A 17,848-nucleotide genomic window follows, 5' to 3' on the forward strand; every position below is an offset into this window, starting at 1 on the left:
AGCGCAGCGGAGCCCCGCAGTCGCGAACGAAAGGCGGCACCGATGAGGGTTTCGCGCTGGTTCGCCAAGCATTGGGTGATGGGGGTGGCCCTGCTGGTGCTCGGCTACCTGTTCCTGCCGGTCGCCGTGGTCGCCGCGTTGTCGTTCAACAGGCCCTCCAACCGGCTGTCGTACGACTTCAACGAGTTCACCCTCGACAACTGGCGCAACCCGTGCGCCACCTCCGACATGTGCGACGCGGTGGTGCGCAGCGCGCAGATCGGCTTCATCGCCACCGTGGCCGCCACCGCGCTCGGCACCCTGATGGCGTTCGCGCTGGCCCGGCACCGGTTCCGTGGTCGGTCCGGGCTCAACGTGCTGATCTTCCTGCCGATGGCGACGCCGGAACTGGTGCTGGGCACCTCGCTGCTCGCCCTCTTCGTCGCCGGTGGGGTGCCGCTGGGCTTCTGGACCATCGTCATCGCACACGTGATGTTCTGCGTCTCGTTCGTGGTGGTGACGGTCAAGGCGCGGCTGGCCGGGATGGACCGGCGGCTGGAGGAGGCCGCGATGGATCTCTACGCCAACGAGTGGCAGACCTTCCGGCGGATCACCCTGCCGCTGGTGCTGCCCGGCATCGTGGCCGCCGCCCTGCTTGCCTTCTCGCTGAGCTTCGACGACTTCATCATCACGAACTTCAACTCCGGCACCACCGTCACGTTCCCGATGTACGTCTGGGGCGCTGCCCAGCGGGGCATCCCGCCGCAGGTCAACGTGATCGGCACGGCCATGTTCCTGATCGCGTTGCTGCTGGTGCTGGCGAGCATGGCGCGCGGCCGGCGGGCCCGTCGGGCGGCGCTCGCCGCGCCCGTGGTCGTCGGGCAGGCGGGCGGCCGGTCATGACCGGCGTCCGTACCGGCTCGGGGCGCCCCCACGGGGACGTGCCGCGAGCCGGACGGGACGCCCTCGCCGACGCGGCACCCGTGCCGTACTGGCTCGACCGTCCGGAGCGCCCCGATGCGCTGCCGCCGCTGCATGGCGGCACCGACACCGACCTGCTCGTCGTCGGCGGAGGCTACTCCGGGCTCTGGACCGCGCTGCTCGCCAAGCAGCAGGACCCCGGGCGGGACGTGCTGCTGGTCGAGGCGGGCAGCTGCGGCTGGGCGGCCTCCGGACGCAACGGCGGATTCTGCGCCGCCTCGCTCACCCACGGGCTGGCCCACGGCACCGCGCGTTTCCCCGGGGAGATCGCCGAGCTGGAGCGGCTCGGCCGGGAGAACCTGGACGAGATCGCGGCGACCGTCGAGGCGTACGGCATCGACTGCGACTTCGAGCGCACCGGCGAGCTGTCGGTGGCCGTCGAGCCGTACCAGCTGCCCGGCCTGGCCGAGGAGACGGAGCTGGCCCTGCGGTACGGCCACGACGTGGCCCTGCTCGACGCCGACGAGGTCCGCGCCGAGGTGGACTCGCCGACGTACCTCGGTGGGCTCTGGGACCGCGACCGGGTGGCGATGCTCGACCCGGCGCGGCTGGCCTGGGGGCTGCGCCGCGCCGCCCTGGCGCTGGGCGTGCGGATCCACGAGCACACCCGGGTCACCGGCCTGGCCCGCGACGGCGCGGCGCTGCGGGCGCGGACCATCGGCGCCGGAAAGGTGCCGGGCGTGGTACGCGCCGGCCGGGTGGTGCTCGCGACGAACGCGTTCCCGCCGCTGCTGCGCCGGCTGCGGGCCTGGATCGTGCCGGTGTACGACTACGCCCTGATGACCGAGCCGCTGACGCCCGCCCAGCGGGACGCGATCGGGTGGCGCAACCGGCAGGGGCTGGCGGACACCGCCAACCAGTTCCACTACTACCGGATCACGGCCGACGGGCGGATCCTCTTCGGCGGGTACGACGCGGTCTACCACTACGGCAACCGGGTCGCGCCCGAACTGGCCCAACGACAGGCCACCTTCACCGCCCTCGCCAGCCACTTCTTCACCACGTTTCCGCAGCTCGAAGGGGTGCGGTTCAGCCACCGGTGGGGCGGGATCATCGACACCTGCACCCGGTTCTGCGCGTTCTTCGGCACCGCGTACGACGGGCGGCTGGCGTACGCGGCCGGCTACACCGGGCTCGGCGTCGGGGCGACCCGGTTCGGCGCCCGGGTGATGCTCGACCTGCTCGACGGCGCGGACACCCCGCTGACCCGGCTCGACCTGGTGCGGAGCAGGCCGTTGCCGTTTCCGCCCGAACCGGCCCGCGCGGTCGGGATCGGGCTCACCCGCTGGTCCCTGGCCCGTGCCGACGCGCGGCAGGGACGGCGCAACCTCTGGCTGCGTACGCTCGATCGTCTTGGAGTGGGGTTCGACTCGTGATGCGTGTCCTGCTCGTCGGCGCCGGTGGCGTCGGATCCGCCGCCGTCGCCATCGCGGCCCGGCGTACCTTCTTCGAGGCCATTGTGGTCGCCGACTACGACGCCGATCGCGCGGCGCGGGCGGTCGCCGGCCGGGACGGACGCTTCGTCGCCGCCCGGGTCGACGCCTCCTCGGCGGAGGCGGTCGCCGCCCTGTGCCGGGAACACCGGATCACCCACGTGCTCAACGCGGTCGACCCACGGTTCGTCATGCCGATCTTCGACGGCGCGTACGCGGCCGGCGCGGACTACCTGGACATGGCGATGTCGCTCTCCCGGCCGCACCCGACCCGGCCGCATCGGGAGACCGGCGTCAAGCTCGGCGACGAGCAGTTCGCGGCGGCCGACCGGTGGGCCGCCGCCGGCCGGCTGGCGCTCTGCGGCATCGGCGTCGAGCCCGGCCTCTCCGACATCTTCGCCAGGTACGCCGCCGACGAACTGTTCCGCGAGATCGACGAGATCGGCGTACGCGACGGCGCGAACCTGACCGTGGACGGCTACGACTTCGCCCCGTCGTTCTCGATCTGGACCACCATCGAGGAGTGCCTGAACCCGCCGGTGATCTGGGAGGCGGGGCGGGGCTGGTTCACCACCGAGCCGTTCAGCGAGCCGGAGGTGTTCCACTTCCCGGCCGGGATCGGGCCGGTCGAGTGCGTGAACGTCGAGCACGAGGAGGTGCTGCTGATCCCGCGCTGGATACCGGCCAAGCGGGTCACCTTCAAGTACGGCCTCGGCGACGAGTTCATCGGGGTGCTCAAGACGCTGCACAAACTCGGCCTGGACTCGACCGCGCCGGTGACGGTCAAGGGCGTCGAGGTGTCCCCGCGCGACGTGGTGGCCGCCTGCCTGCCCGATCCGGCCACCCTTGGTGACCGGATGCGCGGCAGGACCTGCGCCGGCACGCTAGTGACCGGGGTGGGCACCGACGGTCGACCGCGCACGGTCTACCTCTACCACGTGGTCGACAACGAGTGGTCGATGCGCGAGTACGGCCACCAGGCGGTGGTCTGGCAGACCGCGGTGAACCCGGTCGTCGCCCTGGAACTGCTCGCCAGCGGCGCATGGTCGGGCAGCGGCGTGCTCGGCCCGGAGGCCCTGCCCCCGAGGCCCTTCCTCGACCTGCTCACCGACTACGGCTCCCCCTGGGCAATGGAGGACCGTCAGGTTTAGCTCGGGCTATAGTTCGTCCATGGGTTCTGGTCGTGGACGTTGGCAGGTTCGGGTCACCGGAGAAGTGCGCCGGTGGCTTGGCTTGCCAGTGAGTACGAGCGGAGGGGGGGAGCGGTGACCGAGTTCCACGATTGGGATGAGGTGCGTGCGAAGCTTGGGGGTGACGAGGCAGCCTACGAAGAGGAGCGGGCGCGCACCGAGGCGTGGGTGAGCGCCTATCACCTCGCGGAGGAACGCAAGCGCCTCGGGCTCACGCAGCGGGAGGTAGCCGAGCTGATGGGGGTCACCCCGGGACGGATCAGTCAGATCGAGAACGGCGACCTCGATGTGAACGAGGTTGCGACCTTGAGCCGCTACGCCAATGCCCTTGGGGCCAGGCTCCGGATCATCTTCGACTACGGGAACGACCTGCGTCAGATCGCCTAGAAACAGTCGGCTCTGCGGGGCCCGAGGTTGAGGTGTGGCGAGCGGTCCGGGTGGCGGGAGGGGCCGCCACCCGGACCGCTCGCGGTCAGCCCAGGCCGTTGACCGAGGGAGTCCGCTGGCAGCCCCTGGGTAGCCGGCCCGGGAGCAGCCCGTACCGGGCGGTGAGGAAGGAAGAGTCGCTCAGCGTCTCGTTGCCGGCCAGGCCGGCGATGACGATCCGCCGGTTGAACTGGAGCGCCACGCCGCTGGCCGCGGAGACCGTCCGTACCGAGGTGATCGTGCGGCCCTCGTCGCCGAATCTCCGGTCCAGGTCGCCGTTCTCGCGGTAACCGACCAGGGCGATGTTGGGCCAGGCCTGGCCGGCGGCGACGAGGCCGCCGTCGGGGCGTACCAGCACGCTGGAGATGCCGGCGACGCCCTCGAAGGTGGTACGCACCATGCCCGTGCCACCGCCGAAGCTCGGGTCCAGGGACCCGTTGGGGCGGAACCGCATCAGGGCGAAGTCGCCGAGGTGCTCCTCGTTGCCGGTCGAACCCGCGACGACGATCCGCCCCTTGCGGTCCAGCACCACGTCGTGGGCCCCGTTGAAGATCGTGTCCGGGAACGCCTGGAGGACGATCCCGTTGTTGCCGAAGCTGCGGTCGAGGCGGCCGTTGCGGGTGAGTCGGGTCAGCGCGAAGGAGGTGACGCCCTCGTTCGCCGCCGTGCCGGCCAGCACGATCCGCCCGTTCTTCTGCACGACGAGGGCGAAGCCGGACGCGTCTCCGCCGGGCATCGGCACCAGGACCGAGCCGTTGTCGCCGAAGCTGGGGTCCAGGCGGCCGTCGGGCAGGAACCGGGCGGCGGCGAAGCTGGGATTGCGCTGGGCATCACTGGCACCGCCGACCACCAGGATCCGCCCGTCCTTCAGCACCACCACGCCGTCGGCACCGCTGCGGCGGATCGGCCCGACCGGGGCGACCACGATCCCGTCGCCGCCGAAACTCCGGTCCAACCGCCCGTCGGGCAGGTGGCGGGCCACCACGAAGCCGTACTCCTCGGGCTGGCCGAGCCCCGCGATGCCGACCGTCACCAGCTTGCCCAGGGGAGTGGTGGCGACGGCCCGGGCGCCGCCGGACATGCCGAGCGGGATCGGCGTCACCACCCGGCCCCGGTCGCCGAAGCGGCGGTCCAGGGTGCCGTCGCAGTGGTACTTGACCAACACGAACTCACCGTCCTGGTCGTTGGCGTCGCCGCCCGCGGCGACGATCGCGCCACCGGGCAGCACGGTGAGTCCGTTCGCCCCGTACGACTTGCCGGCGAATCGGGTGAGCGTGACACCTCGGGTGCCGAAGGTCGGGTCGAGTTGCCCCGGGCGGGCGGTGCGGGTCAGTGGCAGCCGGTCGTACGGCTCGGCCGACGTGCGCGGCGCGTTTGCCGGAATCGGGCCGATCTCCCGCAGCTCGCGAAGTTGGGTCGGGAAGTCCTCGGGCGGGTCGGTCTCGGCGGGCCGAGGTGTCTCGGTCACCCGGGCAACCGGCGACGCGGCCGGGCTCGCGGTGATGCCGCAGCCGGCGGTGACGGCCGCGGCGAGTAGCACGGCACCGGACAAGCCGAGCCGGGAACGGATGGAGAGCATGGGTCACCCCTGTCGGTAGGTACAGCCGCAGGGGCTCAGGAAAACGCCCTCAAGCCTCATAAACACCGCAAACCGCAACTTATCCCCCATTCGTTTCGGGGGATGCCCGTGCACTTGCCCGTGTTTGTCCGCAGGGCGGGGACGTGGAGGATTGCGGCGGCGGGCGCTTACGGAATCCTTAACCCCTGCCTGCGAACGTATGCCGGACGACGACGGACCACGGGGAGCGGAAACGTGCGGGTACTGGTGGCGGACGACGAGCGGTTGCTGGCGGACACGGTCGCCGAAGGGCTTCGCCGCCTCTCCATGGCGGTCGACGTCTGCTATGACGGCGACGGCGCGTTGGAGCGGATCGGGGTGAACCGCTACGACGTGGCGGTACTCGACCGGGACATGCCCGGGCACACCGGCGACGAGGTGTGTCGCAGCCTGACCGACTCCGGCACCGGCACCCGGGTGCTGCTGCTCACCGCCGCAGCCGGCATCCGGGACCGGGTGGAGGGTCTCGGGTTGGGGGCCGACGACTACCTGACCAAGCCCTTCGCCTTCGCCGAGCTGGTGGCCCGGGTGCAGGCCCTGGGCCGGCGTTCCGCTCCGGCCCTGCCGCCGGTGCTCGAACAGCACGGCGTCACGCTGGACGTGGCCCGGCACAGCGTCCGGCGCGACGGGCACCCGGTCCATCTGAGCCCGAAGGAGTTCGCCGTGCTGCACGTGCTGATGCGCGCCGAGGGGCGGGTGGTCAGCGCGGAGGAGCTGCTCGAAAAGGCGTGGGACGAGTACGCCGACCCGTTCACCAACGTCGTCCGGGTGACCGTGATGACGCTGCGCAAGAAGCTCGGGCAGCCGCAGCTCATCCACACCGTGCCCCGGGCCGGCTACCGGATCGGCGCTGCGGAATGACGCCACGCCGACGCATCGTGCTGGTCGGCACGCTCGCCCTGGTGGCCGGGTTCGTCCTGCCGGTGTCGACCAGGTGGATCATCAGTTATCTCTGGGGCTTGGGCCGAGGTCTCTGCGACTCCGGGCCGCTGGTCTTCGGGACGGTCTGCCGAGGGGGATCCGAACTCGCGAACCTTGTCATTGCTTTCGTTCCACTGGCCGTGCTCGTGCTCGCGGTGGCCGGCATCTGGGTCGCCGCGATCTGGTGCCTGCGTCCGGTGCGGGATCTCGCCGGGCCGATCGAGCACGTCGGGCCGCAGAACCTCGGCCACCGGATCCGCCCGCGCGGCGACGACGAGTTGGCCCGACTGGCCCGGTCGATCGACCAGATGATGGAGCGGATCGCCGCCGGGTACGAGGGACAGCGGCGGTTCGCCGCGAACGCCTCGCACGAGCTGCGTACGCCACTGGCCGTGCAACGCACGCTTATCGAGGTCGGCATGGCCCAGTCGCTAAGCGATGCGCAGCTCGAACTGCTCACCAGCCAGCTGCTGGCGACCAACGAGCGCAACGAGCGGCTGATCGAGGGGCTGCTCGCGCTCAGCGAGAGCGACCAGGGGCTACGGTCCCGCCTGCCGCACCGGCTCGACGAGATCGTCGGCACCGTGCTCGCCGCCCACCAGGATCGGGCCGCGGCGGCCGGGGTGACCGTGCAGAGCCACCTGACTCCCCGGGTGGTCATGGGCGAGCGGGTGCTGCTGGAACGCCTGGTGACCAACCTGGTGGAGAACGCGATCAAGTACAACCGGGCCGGCGGCACACTCGCCGTCACGGTCGGCCGCGACCCGGCGCTGAGCGTGGTCAACACCGGCCAGCCGGTGCCGGCCGAGGCGGTGGCCGGGCTCTTCGAACCGTTCCGCCGGCTGACCCGGGACCGGACCAACCAGAGCGGCGGGGCCGGCCTCGGCCTGGCGATCGCCCGCTCGATCACCCAGGCGCACGACGGGCTGATCGCCGCCCGACCCGCCGAGTACGGCGGGCTGCGGGTGGACGTCCAGCTACCCGCCGCACCCTGACCTCGGCCAGGAACCAGACCCAGCAACCCGGAACGGGGCCGCGAACGCGGCACCCCGGCCCTCGGCGTGCCCGACGAACGTCGGCGAACAGGAGAGCAGTGTGTCAAACAGCGACGATCTACTCGCTTCGGCTGGTGCAGAGGTCGATGTGGCCGGTGCAGCCCGCTGGCTGGACGGCCGGGTGCTGCGTACGCCGCTGCTGCGTTCTCCCGCGATCGACCGGTTGGCCGGCGCCCGGGTGCTGATGAAGGCGGAGAACCTGCAAACCGGCGGCTCCTACAAGATGCGCGGCGGGCTCTACGCGGTCGGCCGGCTCGCGGCGGCCGGGCACCGGGGGGTGGTCGCGCAGAGCACAGGCAACCACGCGGTGGCGGTGGCACTGGCGGCCCGGCGGCATCGGCTGGCCGCGACCGTTGTGCTCCCGGTCGACGCGGCACCGACCAAGATCACCAAGGCCCGGGCGGCGGGCGCGCGGGTGATCCTCGCCGGCACCACTGTCGCCGAACGGCTGGCCGTGGCCCGTCGGGTCAGCGACGAAACCGGTCACCCGCTTGTCGACGCGTACGACCACCCGGACGTGGTCGCCGGGCAGGGCAGCGCCAGCCTTGAGCTGATCGAGGAGGCGGAGCGCGCCGGCATCCCGCTGGACCTGCTGGTGCTGCCGGTCGGCGGGGGCGGCGGCGTGGCCGGTGCCTGCCTGGCCGCCGCCGGTCGACCGATCGAGGTGTACGGGGTGGAACCGGTCGGCTGCGACTCGCTGGCCCGGAGCCTGGCCGCCGGTCGACCGACCGCGGTCCGGCCGGCACCGACCATCGCCGACGGCCTGCGGCCGGCCTGCGTGGGCGAGTTGCCCTTCGCCATCCTCCGGGACCGGCTGCACGGGGCGATCCAGGTGGACGAGAAGGAGATCGCCGAGGCGTTCCGGCTGCTCCTGATGGAGCTGAAGGTGCTGGCCGAGCCCTCCGGAGCGGCCGGTTTGGCCGGTGCGCTGCGGCTGACCGCAGGCGGTCCGGCCGGCCTACCGACCGGCCTCGCGGCTGGCGGCCGGTCGGGGCGGGGCACCGGCGGCCCGCGTCGGCGGCGGACCGTCGGCGTGGTGCTGACCGGGGGAAACGTGGAGGCGGAACTGGTCGCCCGATTGGCCAGCACCGGGATCAGGGAAGAGGTGGCAGCGTGAACGAACGTCAGGAGAGTGGACCGGCAGCACGGGACGGTGGCCGGGGCGCACCGGTCCGGGTCGGCGTCCTGTTCGGTGGACCGTCGGCGGAGCACGAGGTCTCCTGCGCCTCGGCGCTCGGCGTCGCCCGGGCACTGGCCGGCGGGGGATACCGGGTGGTGGCCATCGGCATCACCCGGACCGGGGTGCTGCGACTCGTCCCGGACGCGGTGCTGACCCGCCTCCTCGACGGCGGCGACACCGCGACGCAGCGGGCCATCGACGACCGGTTGACGGTGACCGGGCCGGTCGTGGAGCTGCGGTCCGGCCGGCGCCCGTCGACCGCGCTGGTGACCGCCGTGGACGCGCCCGGCGCGGTGCACGCCGAGCTGGATGTGGTCTTCCCCGTGCTGCACGGCCCGTACGGCGAGGACGGCGTGGTGCAGGGAGTGCTCGAATCGCTCGGCGTGCCGTACGTCGGGTGCGGCATCCTCGCCTCGGCCGTCGGGATGGACAAGGTGGCGACGAAGCGGGCGCTACGCGGCGAGGGGGTGCCGATCGCGCCGTACGTCTGGTTCGACGGGCCGACCTACCGGGCCAGTGAGGACCCGGAGAAGCTGGTGGTGGGGCTGCGCCGGCCGGTGTTCGTGAAGCCGGCCCGGATGGGCTCCTCGATCGGCATCAGCCGGGTGGCCGACGGTGACGACCTGTCGGCGGCGATCGACGAGGCGCTGCGGCACGACAGCCTGGTCGTGGTGGAGCAGGGGGTGACCGGCCGGGAGTTGGAGTGCGGGGTGCTCGGCGGTGGCCGGCCCGAGGCGTCGGCGGTCGGCGAGGTCCGGGTCACCGGCGGCTGGTTCGACTATCAGCAGAAGTACCTCGGTGACAGCGACCCGATGACCGTGCCGGCCGCGCTGCCCGAGGAGGTGACCGAGCGGATCCGGGAACTGTCGGTACGCGCCTTCGTGGCCATCGGCGGCTGGGGACTGGCTCGGGTCGACTTCCTCTACGACGAGGCGGCCAACGAGCTGTACGTCAACGAGCTGAACACCATGCCGGGCTTCACCGCGCACTCGATGTACCCGAAGGTGTGGGCGGCGGCCGGCGTCGGCTACCGCGAAATCGTGGACCGGCTGGTCTCGCTCGCCTTCGCCCGGCACGTGGACCGGCCGGCAGGCCGGGAGGAGGACCGGCGTGATCCTGCTCTGTGACCCGCGCGTCGCGGCGGTACCCGGTGCCGACGACGGGGAATCCCTTGTAGACCTGCGCGATCTGCCCGAGCTGCGGTTGGACGAGCGGGCCGCCGATCCGGCGGGGGCGTACGCCCGGCTGCGTCGCGGAGTGGTGGACCGTCTGCTGGCCGCGCAGCGTGCCCTCCCCGACGGCCTGCGCCTGCTGGTCATCGAGGGGTACCGGCCGTACCAGGCCCAGCTGGACATCTTCACCGGATACCGGGACGAGCTGCGCCGTAACCACCCGGACTGGACGCCGGAGCGCATCCACCAGGAGACCACCAAGTTCGTCTCGCCGGTCGAGGTGGCCCCGCACAGCACCGGCGGGGCGGTGGACCTGACGCTCTGCACCGACGACGGCGTCGAGCTGGACATGGGTACGGTCGTGGACGCCACCCCCGAGGCCAGCCACAATGCCTGCTTCACCGCCGCGACGTCGATCTGTGCAGCCGCCCGCCGCAACCGGCGGATCCTGGTGACCGCGCTGACCGGGGCGGGCCTGGTGAACTACCCGACCGAGTGGTGGCACTGGTCCTACGGCGACCGGTACTGGGCGCTGCTCACCGGGGCGCCCCGCACCCGCTACGGGCCGGTGTGAGCCGATCGGCGGAGGTTCACCAGAAACTTTGTTTTCGATACATGTCACGGCGCTGAACTGGACAGCGCTTTCACGCCGTACCAGCACCTGAACGCAGCCGGTGAGGTACGGGAGGAACAGGTGAAGCTGGAGCGGAAGCACGTGCTGGCGGCAGGGGTGGCAGCGGCCGCCGCGGCGGCCGTGGCGGTGGGTACCGGACTCGGGTTCGCCGACAGCGCACCCAGCCGGCAGAGCGCCTGCCCGGGATCGATCACCTTCTCGGCCGAGGGCGGCGCGCCGGCCGCCACAAGCGACCGCTTCCCGGTCGGCACCCGGCTGCGGGTGACCAACCTGGACAACAACAAGGTGACCATGGTGACCGTGACCGGCCCGTCGGGCAGCTGCGTGCTGCTCAACTCCGCCGCGATGGAGCTGGTCCGCGAGCCGGGCAAGAACGTGATCCGGCGCAACGTCGTCGAGCAGGTGGGTGTGGCTGCGGTACAGCCCGGCGGCGGGCAGCCGGACAAGGTCCCCGACCGGCCGGGTTCCGCGTCACCGCCAGCGGCCCGACCGGTTACCGGATCGGCCTGCTCCGGTGCGATCACGTTCTTCGAGGAGGCCGCCGCCCCGGCCGCCACAAGCGACCGCTTCCCGGTCGGCACCCGGCTGCGGGTGACCAACCTGGACAACAACAAGGCGACCACGGTGACCGTGACCGGCCCCTCGGCCAGCTGCGTGCTGCTTAACTCCGCCGCGATGGAGCAGATCCGCGAGCCGGGCAAGAACCTGGTCCGCAACAACTCCGTCGAACTGCTGCGCTGAGGACCGGGTGGGCGCTGTGCCGGGCGATGAGGTCGGGTGGGTGCCGCGCGGTGCGGACGTGGCACCCACCCGACCGGCCTGTCAACCGAAGGCGGCGTCGAGGATGTCCAGGCCGCGGGCCAGCTCGTCGGCGGAGATGACAAGCGGGGGCAGGAAACGCAGCACGTTGCCGTAGGTGCCGCAGGTGAGGGTCAGCAGGCCGGCGGCGTGACAGGCCGCCGAGACCGCCGCCGCAGCGGCCGGGTCCGGGGTGAGGGTGCCCGGCCGCACCAGCTCCACGGCGAGCATCGCGCCGCGCCCGCGTACCTCGGCGATGCGTGGATCGCGCTCGGCGATGGCCCGCAGTCGCGCGGCCAGCACCGCCTCGATCCGCCGGGCCGCGGCGGCCAGGTCCAGCTCGTGCATGGTCTCGATGGCGGCCAGCGCGGCGGCGCAGGCGATCGGGTTGCCACCGTACGTGCCACCGAGCCCGCCGACGTGCACCGCGTCCATCAGCTCGGCCCGGCCGGTCACGGCGGCCAGCGGTAGCCCGCCGGCGATGCCCTTGGCCAGGGTGATCAGGTCCGGTTCGACCCCCTCGTGCTGGCAGGCGAACCAGTCCCCGGTGCGGCAGAAGCCGGTCTGGATCTCGTCGGCGACGAAGACCACCCCGGCCGCCGTCGCCCAGGTGCGCAGCGCCGGCAGGAAACCCTGCGCCGGTACGACGAAACCGCCCTCGCCCTGGATCGGCTCGATCAGCAGCGCGGCCACGTTCTCCGCGCCTACCTGCTTCTCGATCAGCTCGATGGCGCGGGCCGCGGCGGTGGCCCCGTCGAGGCCACCGTCGCGCAGCGGATACGACATCGGCACCCGGTAGATCTCACCGGCGAACGGCCCGAACCGGTGCTTGTACGGCATGTTCTTCGCGGTCAACGCCATGGTCAGGTTGGTCCGGCCGTGGTACGCGTGGTCGAAGACCACAACCGCCGGCCGCCCGGTGGCGTGCCGGGCGATCTTCACGGCGTTCTCCACCGCCTCGGCACCGGAGTTGAAGAGCGCCGAGCGTTTCTCGAAGCCGCCCGGAGTCAGCGTGTTGAGCTGCTCGCAGACCGCCACGTACGACTCGTACGGGGCGACCATGAAGCAGGTGTGGGTGAAGCGCTGCACCTGCGCGCGTACCGCCTCGACCACCCTCGGCGCGGAGTTGCCCACGTTTGTGACCGCGATGCCGGCGGCGAAGTCGATCCACTCGCGGCCGTCCACATCGGTGATGGTGCCGCCGGTGGCGGTGGCGACGTACGACCCGACGACGCTGCCCACGCCCCGGGCCACGGCGGCACCCCGCCGCTTCTGCAACTCCTCCGAAGAAGTCATAGGTGGTCAGCCCTCGATGTTGTGCATGACGTGCTTGATCCGGGTGTAGTCCTCCAGGCTGTAGACGGAAAGGTCCTTGCCGTGCCCGGAATGCTTGAAACCACCGTGCGGCATCTCGGAGATGAACGGGATGTGGGTGTTCACCCAGACGCAGCCGAAGTCGAGCCGCCGGGTCATCCGCATCGCCCGCCCGTGGTCGCGGGTCCAGACCGAGGCGGAGAGGCCGTAGTCGACCCCGTTGGCCCAGCGCACCGCCTCATCCTCGTCGGAGAACCGCTGCACGGTGATCACCGGCCCGAAGACCTCGTCCTGGATGATCTCGTCGTCCTGCCGGACCCCGGAGACGACGGTGGGCGCGTAGAAGTAGCCGCGCTCGCCGACCTGCGCGCCGCCGGTCTGCACCGAGGCGTGGTCGGGCAGCCGGTCCAGGAAGCCACGTACCCGGGCCAGCTGGTTGGCGTTGTTAAGCGGGCCGTAGAGGACGTCCTCGTCGTCCGGCGCGCCGGTCCTGGTGTTGCGGGCCTGCTCGGTCAGGGCGGCGACGAAATCGGCGTGGATGCCCGGCGCGGTAAGCACCCGGGTGGCGGCGGTGCAGTCCTGGCCGGCGTTGAAGTAACCGCCGATCGCGATGGCCTCGGCCGCCGCCGCGATGTCCGCGTCGTCGAAGATCACCACCGGGGCCTTGCCGCCCAGTTCCAGGTGGGTCCGCTTCAGGTCGGGCGCGGCAGCGGCGGCGACCTCCATGCCGGCCCGGGTCGAGCCGGTGATCGACACCAGCTGCGGGGTGGGGTGCGCGACCAGGGACCGGCCGGTGTCCCGGTCACCGCAGACGACGTTGAACACCCCCGGCGGCAGGTACTCCGCGGCGATCTCGGCCAGCAGCAGCGTCGACACCGGCGTGGTGTCCGAGGGCTTGAGCACCACCGTGTTGCCTGCGGCGAGCGCGGGCGCGATCTTCCAGACCGCCATCATCAGCGGATAGTTCCAGGGCGTGACCTGGGCGCAGACGCCGATCGGCTCGCGCCGCACGTAGGAGGTGTGCCCGGCCAGGTACTCGCCGGCCGAGCGACCCTCCAGCAGCCGGGCCGCCCCGGCGAAGAAGCGGAACTCGTCGACGGCCGGCGGCAGCTCCTCGTCGGCGGTGAGCTGCCGGGGCTTGCCGGTGTTGCGTACCTCCGCGTCGACCAGGTCGGCGGCCCGGGCCTCCACCGCGTCGGCGAGCTTGAGCAGCGCCTTCTGCCGCTCGGCAGGCGTGCTGTCGCGCCAGCTCTCGAAGGCGGTGGCGGCGGCCCGCATCGCCGCGTCGACGTCCGCCGCACCGGAGACCGGGGCCTGGGCGAAGACATCGCCGGTACACGGGTCGATCAGGTCGGCGTAGCCACCGTCGACCGGCTCGACATACTCGCCGTTGACGAAGTTGCGCAGCTTCTGCTGGTCACTCATGACTGGATCACTCCAGGGGTCCGGGGGTCATGCTGCGGCGGTTATCGCAATCTTGGTGCCATCTTCGCTACTGAATTCGCGGCAGACAAGGGCTAAGGCGACCGTTTCCGTGGGCATCGCGCTGGATTAGGCTGCCAGGGTGGAAGCCACACCGTTCTTCGTCGCCGGCCGTCCCGCCCACGGTGCCGGCGAGGTGACCGTCCGCCACCCGTACGACGAGCGCCCGGTCGGTCGTACCACCCTCGCCACCGCCGACCAGGTCGAGGCGGCCGTGGCGGCGGCGGCCGGGGTGGCGACGACAGCAGCCGGCCTGCCCGCCCACGCCCGGGCGGCGGCCCTGGACCACGTCTCGCGCCGGCTCGCCGAGCGGGCCGACGAGGTCGCCGCCCTGATCACCGCCGAGAACGGCAAACCGGTCAAGTGGGCCCGCGCCGAGGTGAACCGGGCGATATCGACCTTCCGCTGGGCGGCCGAGGAGGCCCGACGCTTCTCCGGCGAGCTGCAACGCCTCGACACCGACCCCGTCGCGACCGGCCGGATCGCCCTGGTCCGGCGGGTGCCGAAGGGGCCGGTACTTGGCATCACCCCGTTCAACTTCCCGCTCAACCTGGTGGCGCACAAGGTCGCCCCGGCCATCGCGGTCGGTACGCCCATCGTGGTCAAGCCGGCGCCGGCCACCCCGCTGTCGGCGCTGCTGCTCGGCGAGATCCTGGCCGAGACGGAGCTGCCCGAGGGGATGTTCTCGGTGCTGCCGCTGCCCAACGAGCGCGCCGCCGAACTGGTCACCGACCCCCGGCTGCCGGTGGTCTCGTTCACCGGTTCCGGACCGGTCGGCGCGGCCATCCGGCGCGCCGTGCCGGAGAAGCACGTCACGCTGGAACTGGGCGGCAACGCGGCGGCGCTGATCTGCGAGGACTGGGCGGGCAACGAGGACCTCGCCTTTGCGGCACAGCGGATCGCCACCTTCGCCAACTACCAGGCCGGGCAGTCCTGCATCGCCGTGCAGCGGGTCTACGTGCACGAGTGGCTCTACGACGGCTTTCTGCCCCGGCTGGTCGCGGCCGTGCGGGAACTGCGTACCGGCGACCCGACCGATCCGCTGACCGACGTCGGCCCGCTGGTCTCCGTCGACGCCGCGCGCCGGGTCGAGGCGTGGGTGGACGAGGCGGTGGCGGCCGGCGCCACCATCGAGACCGGCGGCCTCCGGGAGGGCGCCAGCTATCCGCCGACCGTCCTGAGCGGGGTACCGAAAGACGCCAAGGTCAGGGTCGAGGAGGTGTTCGGCCCGGTGCTCGTCGTGGACCGGGTGGAGAACGACGCCGCCGGCTTCGCCGCCGTCAACGACTCGGCGTTCGGCCTCCAGGCCGGCGTCTTCACCCACCGCCTCGACGTCGCCTTCGCGGCGGCCCGGACCCTTGAGGTGGGCGGCGTCATCATCGGCGACGTGCCGTCCTACCGCGCCGACCAGATGCCGTACGGCGGCCTGAAGGGCAGCGGCGTCGGCCGTGAGGGTCTGCGCAGCGCCATGGACGACTACACCGATCCCCGCGTCACCGTCCTCACCGGCATAGAGCTGTAAGGAAGGGCACCTTATTAACGCCTCGTGTAGAGGAAGGGCCCCTTATTAACAACTGGGTGCGGTTCACCAGGTGCCGTCGTCGCGTACCCGGGCCGGGGCACGACCGAGCAGCAGCGTGGTGAGCGCCTCGTCGATGTCCGCTCCGAGGAACCACTCGCCGGCCTGATCCAACGCGAAGATCCGGCCCTGCTCGTCCACGGCGATGATGCTGTGCTGGTGCTCGGTGCCGATCGGAAAGAGCCGCGTCCCGAGCACCGCCGCGAAATCGGCAAGCGTGTCAGCGGTGTGCGAAACCTGACGGGGTCGGATGTCGAAGCGCGAAATCCACACCTGTTCACCCGGGCCGCGCCGCGCACCGACCAGGCTGGGAAAGGAGGTGAGGGTGGACGACACTGCGGGGAAAGCCTCGTGTTGGTGGACCTTCCCGCGCACCGCACTGACGTCGCGGATGGCTGACATTGCCACAACCTCGTCGCCAAAGTGTGGCCGCCAGCCAGCGGCGACGAGAGCTTGGGCAACATCCGAGGGGAATCGGTCGGGGGAGGGGTCGGGTGCGGGCTCGGGGAACCAGGGGCTTGTGTAGGCCCGCTCGGACCATGGCAGCAGACTGAAGTCCACCAGCATGTCGAGGCACGAGTCACAGGGCCGATCGGCCGGCCCACCGTTGGGGTCGCCCTGCTCACGGACCCGGAAGATCTCGATGCGGGCGGATTCCAGCAAATCCCTGGCGTCGCTGAGGCTCAGCGGGGCGATGCCTTCGGCGGCGCGGCGATGGTCGTACTCGTGTAGGACATCGGATACGACGATCAGCTCGGCGTGCCGGTCGCCGCCGCGGACCAGGTGCCCTGCGGGTAGCTCGTCAAGGTATGCGCGGACCAACGGATGATGATTGAGTTCGACATCCCCCTTGGCCCCGTGAGCGGTGAAGATCCGCCCTTCGATGGTCAGGTGCGCCGCAGTTGTGGGGGTGGCGGCTCGACGGATCTCCCGCAGTAACTGGCTGGCCGGGTCCACGGTGCGCGGAACCGGCGGCCCGCTGGGGCGGCTGCGGCGGAAGAGCTGCTCGACCACGTCGGGTGGGACCCGGGGCCAGGTGCTCACCTCGCCGGTCTCCTTGTCGACCACCGTGGTCGGCAAGTCACCGGGGAGGGCTCTGACCTGCGTGGACACCGCTGACGTGATGACGTATCCGAGGTCGAACTCCGTCACGAGCGGACGGCATTCATGCCCCAGGCGCAGTGAGTCGCGGCGGGCCCATACCGCCGCGATCTGCTCGGCCTGTTCGCGGTCAATCACAACGGCGAACCTACCGGACAACGTGAATCCGTGGCAGCCGGTATGGTTCGCTTTACCGACGGTGACGAGAGGTGTGGCGTTGACCGACAACGTGGACCGTGCAGCCAATCGCACCCTGCGGGCCCGTTTCGACGAGGTGTTCGGGCAATATCAGCAGCTTCGCTCCGGTCTGGACGAGCTGCAGGCCCGACTCGCCGAGCTGCGGGTGACCGAACGTTCCGACGACGGGCAGGTCACCGCAACCGTCAACGCCCGGGGCGAGCTGGTGTCGGTGGAACTCACCGCCGCGATCTACCGGGACCGCGATCCCAGGGCACTGAGCACGAAGATCACTGCCACGGTACGGCGGGCCAGTGCCACCGCGTCAGCGGCGACGCAGGAACTCGTTGCGGACTACCTGCCGGCCGGCTCCGGTACGGCCGACTTTCTGCGTACCGGTGATTTCGGTGCCCTGCTCGGCCGGGCCGACACGGTCCTGCGCCGGAGCGAGTGATGTCCGGGCAGCTCTGGCTCGATCCGGCGCGGGCCCGGCGTGCCGGCACGGACCTGACCCGCGTCGGTGAGGCGGTGACGGGACATCGCGCGGAGGTCGGTGCCGCGATAGCGGCGGCGAGCGCCCGGCGGCCCTGGGGGCGCGACGACATCGGCACCGCGTTCGAGCAGCAGTACCGCGGCTACGAGGAGCTGGTGCTGCGGGTCTGGGCCGGAGTGGGTCGCAGGTTGGCGGAGTTGGGCACGGACGTGGTGCGTTCCGTGGAGGCCAACCTGGAGACGGACGCGGCCAGCGCCGGCCGGCTGGATCGGGTGGCCGAAACCGGACCAGAGCGCTGATCCCTGGACCGGGAGG

General features: G+C 71.5%; 17 protein-coding genes. 13 read left to right on the forward strand and 4 right to left on the reverse strand.

Annotated features, from left to right (window positions below; all coding sequences use genetic code 11):
* Window positions 1-42 precede the first annotated feature (42 nt).
* The 4 genes from AC507J_RS20980 to AC507J_RS20995 all read left to right on the forward strand — a co-directional run bounded on the left by AC507J_RS20980 (window position 43) and on the right by AC507J_RS20995 (window position 3,970).
* Complete coding sequence (locus AC507J_RS20980) at window positions 43-882, forward strand: ABC transporter permease (RefSeq protein ID WP_496290880.1); 840 nt, start codon at window positions 43-45, stop codon at window positions 880-882.
* Complete coding sequence (locus AC507J_RS20985; protein WP_496290881.1) at window positions 879-2,336, forward strand: NAD(P)/FAD-dependent oxidoreductase; 1,458 nt, start codon at window positions 879-881, stop codon at window positions 2,334-2,336. Before AC507J_RS20980 ends, AC507J_RS20985 begins: the two co-directional genes overlap by 4 nt.
* Complete coding sequence (locus AC507J_RS20990; RefSeq protein WP_496290946.1) at window positions 2,336-3,544, forward strand: saccharopine dehydrogenase family protein; 1,209 nt, start codon at window positions 2,336-2,338, stop codon at window positions 3,542-3,544. Before AC507J_RS20985 ends, AC507J_RS20990 begins: the two co-directional genes overlap by 1 nt.
* A gap of 114 nt (window positions 3,545-3,658) precedes the next feature.
* Window positions 3,659-3,970, forward strand: coding sequence for a helix-turn-helix domain-containing protein (locus AC507J_RS20995; protein ID WP_496290882.1), 312 nt, complete (start codon window positions 3,659-3,661; stop codon window positions 3,968-3,970).
* 85 nt (window positions 3,971-4,055) lie between these two features.
* Here the strand turns inward: AC507J_RS20995 and AC507J_RS21000 are convergent, their stop codons facing one another.
* Window positions 4,056-5,588 carry a hypothetical protein gene (locus AC507J_RS21000; RefSeq protein ID WP_496290883.1) on the reverse strand — a complete coding sequence of 511 codons (1,533 nt, stop codon included), beginning with the start codon at window positions 5,586-5,588 and terminating at the stop codon, window positions 4,056-4,058.
* Between the two features lie 234 nt (window positions 5,589-5,822).
* Between AC507J_RS21000 and AC507J_RS21005 the strand changes: the two genes are divergently transcribed.
* From AC507J_RS21005 to AC507J_RS21030, 6 genes are all read left to right on the forward strand, one after another.
* Window positions 5,823-6,488: a response regulator transcription factor gene (locus tag AC507J_RS21005; protein WP_496290884.1), complete on the forward strand. Its 666-nt coding sequence runs from the start codon at window positions 5,823-5,825 to the stop codon at window positions 6,486-6,488.
* Window positions 6,485-7,543, forward strand: coding sequence for a sensor histidine kinase (locus AC507J_RS21010; RefSeq protein WP_496290885.1), 1,059 nt, complete (start codon window positions 6,485-6,487; stop codon window positions 7,541-7,543). Before AC507J_RS21005 ends, AC507J_RS21010 begins: the two co-directional genes overlap by 4 nt.
* A gap of 100 nt (window positions 7,544-7,643) precedes the next feature.
* The gene (locus AC507J_RS21015) at window positions 7,644-8,720 is read left to right on the forward strand and encodes a threonine ammonia-lyase (protein ID WP_496290886.1); all 1,077 of its coding nucleotides are present in this window, start codon (window positions 7,644-7,646) and stop codon (window positions 8,718-8,720) included.
* The gene (locus tag AC507J_RS21020; protein WP_496290887.1) at window positions 8,717-9,910 is read left to right on the forward strand and encodes a D-alanine--D-alanine ligase family protein; all 1,194 of its coding nucleotides are present in this window, start codon (window positions 8,717-8,719) and stop codon (window positions 9,908-9,910) included. The genes AC507J_RS21015 and AC507J_RS21020 overlap by 4 nt, the downstream gene beginning before the upstream one ends.
* Window positions 9,894-10,529: a M15 family metallopeptidase gene (locus AC507J_RS21025; RefSeq protein ID WP_496290888.1), complete on the forward strand. Its 636-nt coding sequence runs from the start codon at window positions 9,894-9,896 to the stop codon at window positions 10,527-10,529. Before AC507J_RS21020 ends, AC507J_RS21025 begins: the two co-directional genes overlap by 17 nt.
* Window positions 10,530-10,649: 120 nt before the next feature.
* The gene (locus tag AC507J_RS21030) at window positions 10,650-11,330 is read left to right on the forward strand and encodes an RlpA-like double-psi beta-barrel domain-containing protein (protein WP_496290889.1); all 681 of its coding nucleotides are present in this window, start codon (window positions 10,650-10,652) and stop codon (window positions 11,328-11,330) included.
* An 81-nt stretch (window positions 11,331-11,411) separates the two neighbouring features.
* Here AC507J_RS21030 and gabT read toward each other — a convergent pair whose 3' ends face one another.
* On the reverse strand, window positions 11,412-12,683 hold the full coding sequence (gene gabT, locus AC507J_RS21035; protein ID WP_496290890.1) for a 4-aminobutyrate--2-oxoglutarate transaminase: 1,272 nt from the start codon (window positions 12,681-12,683) through the stop codon (window positions 11,412-11,414).
* Between the two features lie 6 nt (window positions 12,684-12,689).
* Complete coding sequence (locus AC507J_RS21040; RefSeq protein ID WP_496290891.1) at window positions 12,690-14,126, reverse strand: gamma-aminobutyraldehyde dehydrogenase; 1,437 nt, start codon at window positions 14,124-14,126, stop codon at window positions 12,690-12,692.
* 139 nt (window positions 14,127-14,265) lie between these two features.
* Here AC507J_RS21040 and AC507J_RS21045 point away from each other — a divergent pair, with 139 nt between their 5' ends.
* A complete protein-coding gene (locus AC507J_RS21045; RefSeq protein WP_496290892.1) occupies window positions 14,266-15,705 on the forward strand; it encodes an aldehyde dehydrogenase family protein in 1,440 nt (479 codons plus the stop codon).
* A gap of 63 nt (window positions 15,706-15,768) precedes the next feature.
* On the opposite strand, the gene AC507J_RS21050 is transcribed toward AC507J_RS21045, so the two are convergent.
* A complete protein-coding gene (locus tag AC507J_RS21050) occupies window positions 15,769-17,001 on the reverse strand; it encodes an SUKH-3 domain-containing protein (RefSeq protein WP_496290893.1) in 1,233 nt (410 codons plus the stop codon).
* Between the two features lie 73 nt (window positions 17,002-17,074).
* On the opposite strand from AC507J_RS21050, the gene AC507J_RS21055 reads away from it, so the two are divergent.
* Together AC507J_RS21055 and AC507J_RS21060 are read left to right on the forward strand one after the other, a co-directional pair.
* Entirely contained in the window at window positions 17,075-17,494 is a 420-nt protein-coding gene (locus AC507J_RS21055) for a YbaB/EbfC family nucleoid-associated protein (RefSeq protein WP_496290947.1), read from the forward strand.
* Complete coding sequence (locus AC507J_RS21060) at window positions 17,494-17,832, forward strand: hypothetical protein (RefSeq protein WP_496290894.1); 339 nt, start codon at window positions 17,494-17,496, stop codon at window positions 17,830-17,832. The genes AC507J_RS21055 and AC507J_RS21060 overlap by 1 nt, the downstream gene beginning before the upstream one ends.
* Window positions 17,833-17,848: the final 16 nt, after the last annotated feature.

This window comes from Micromonospora sp. PRAS1 (assembly GCF_059553435.1).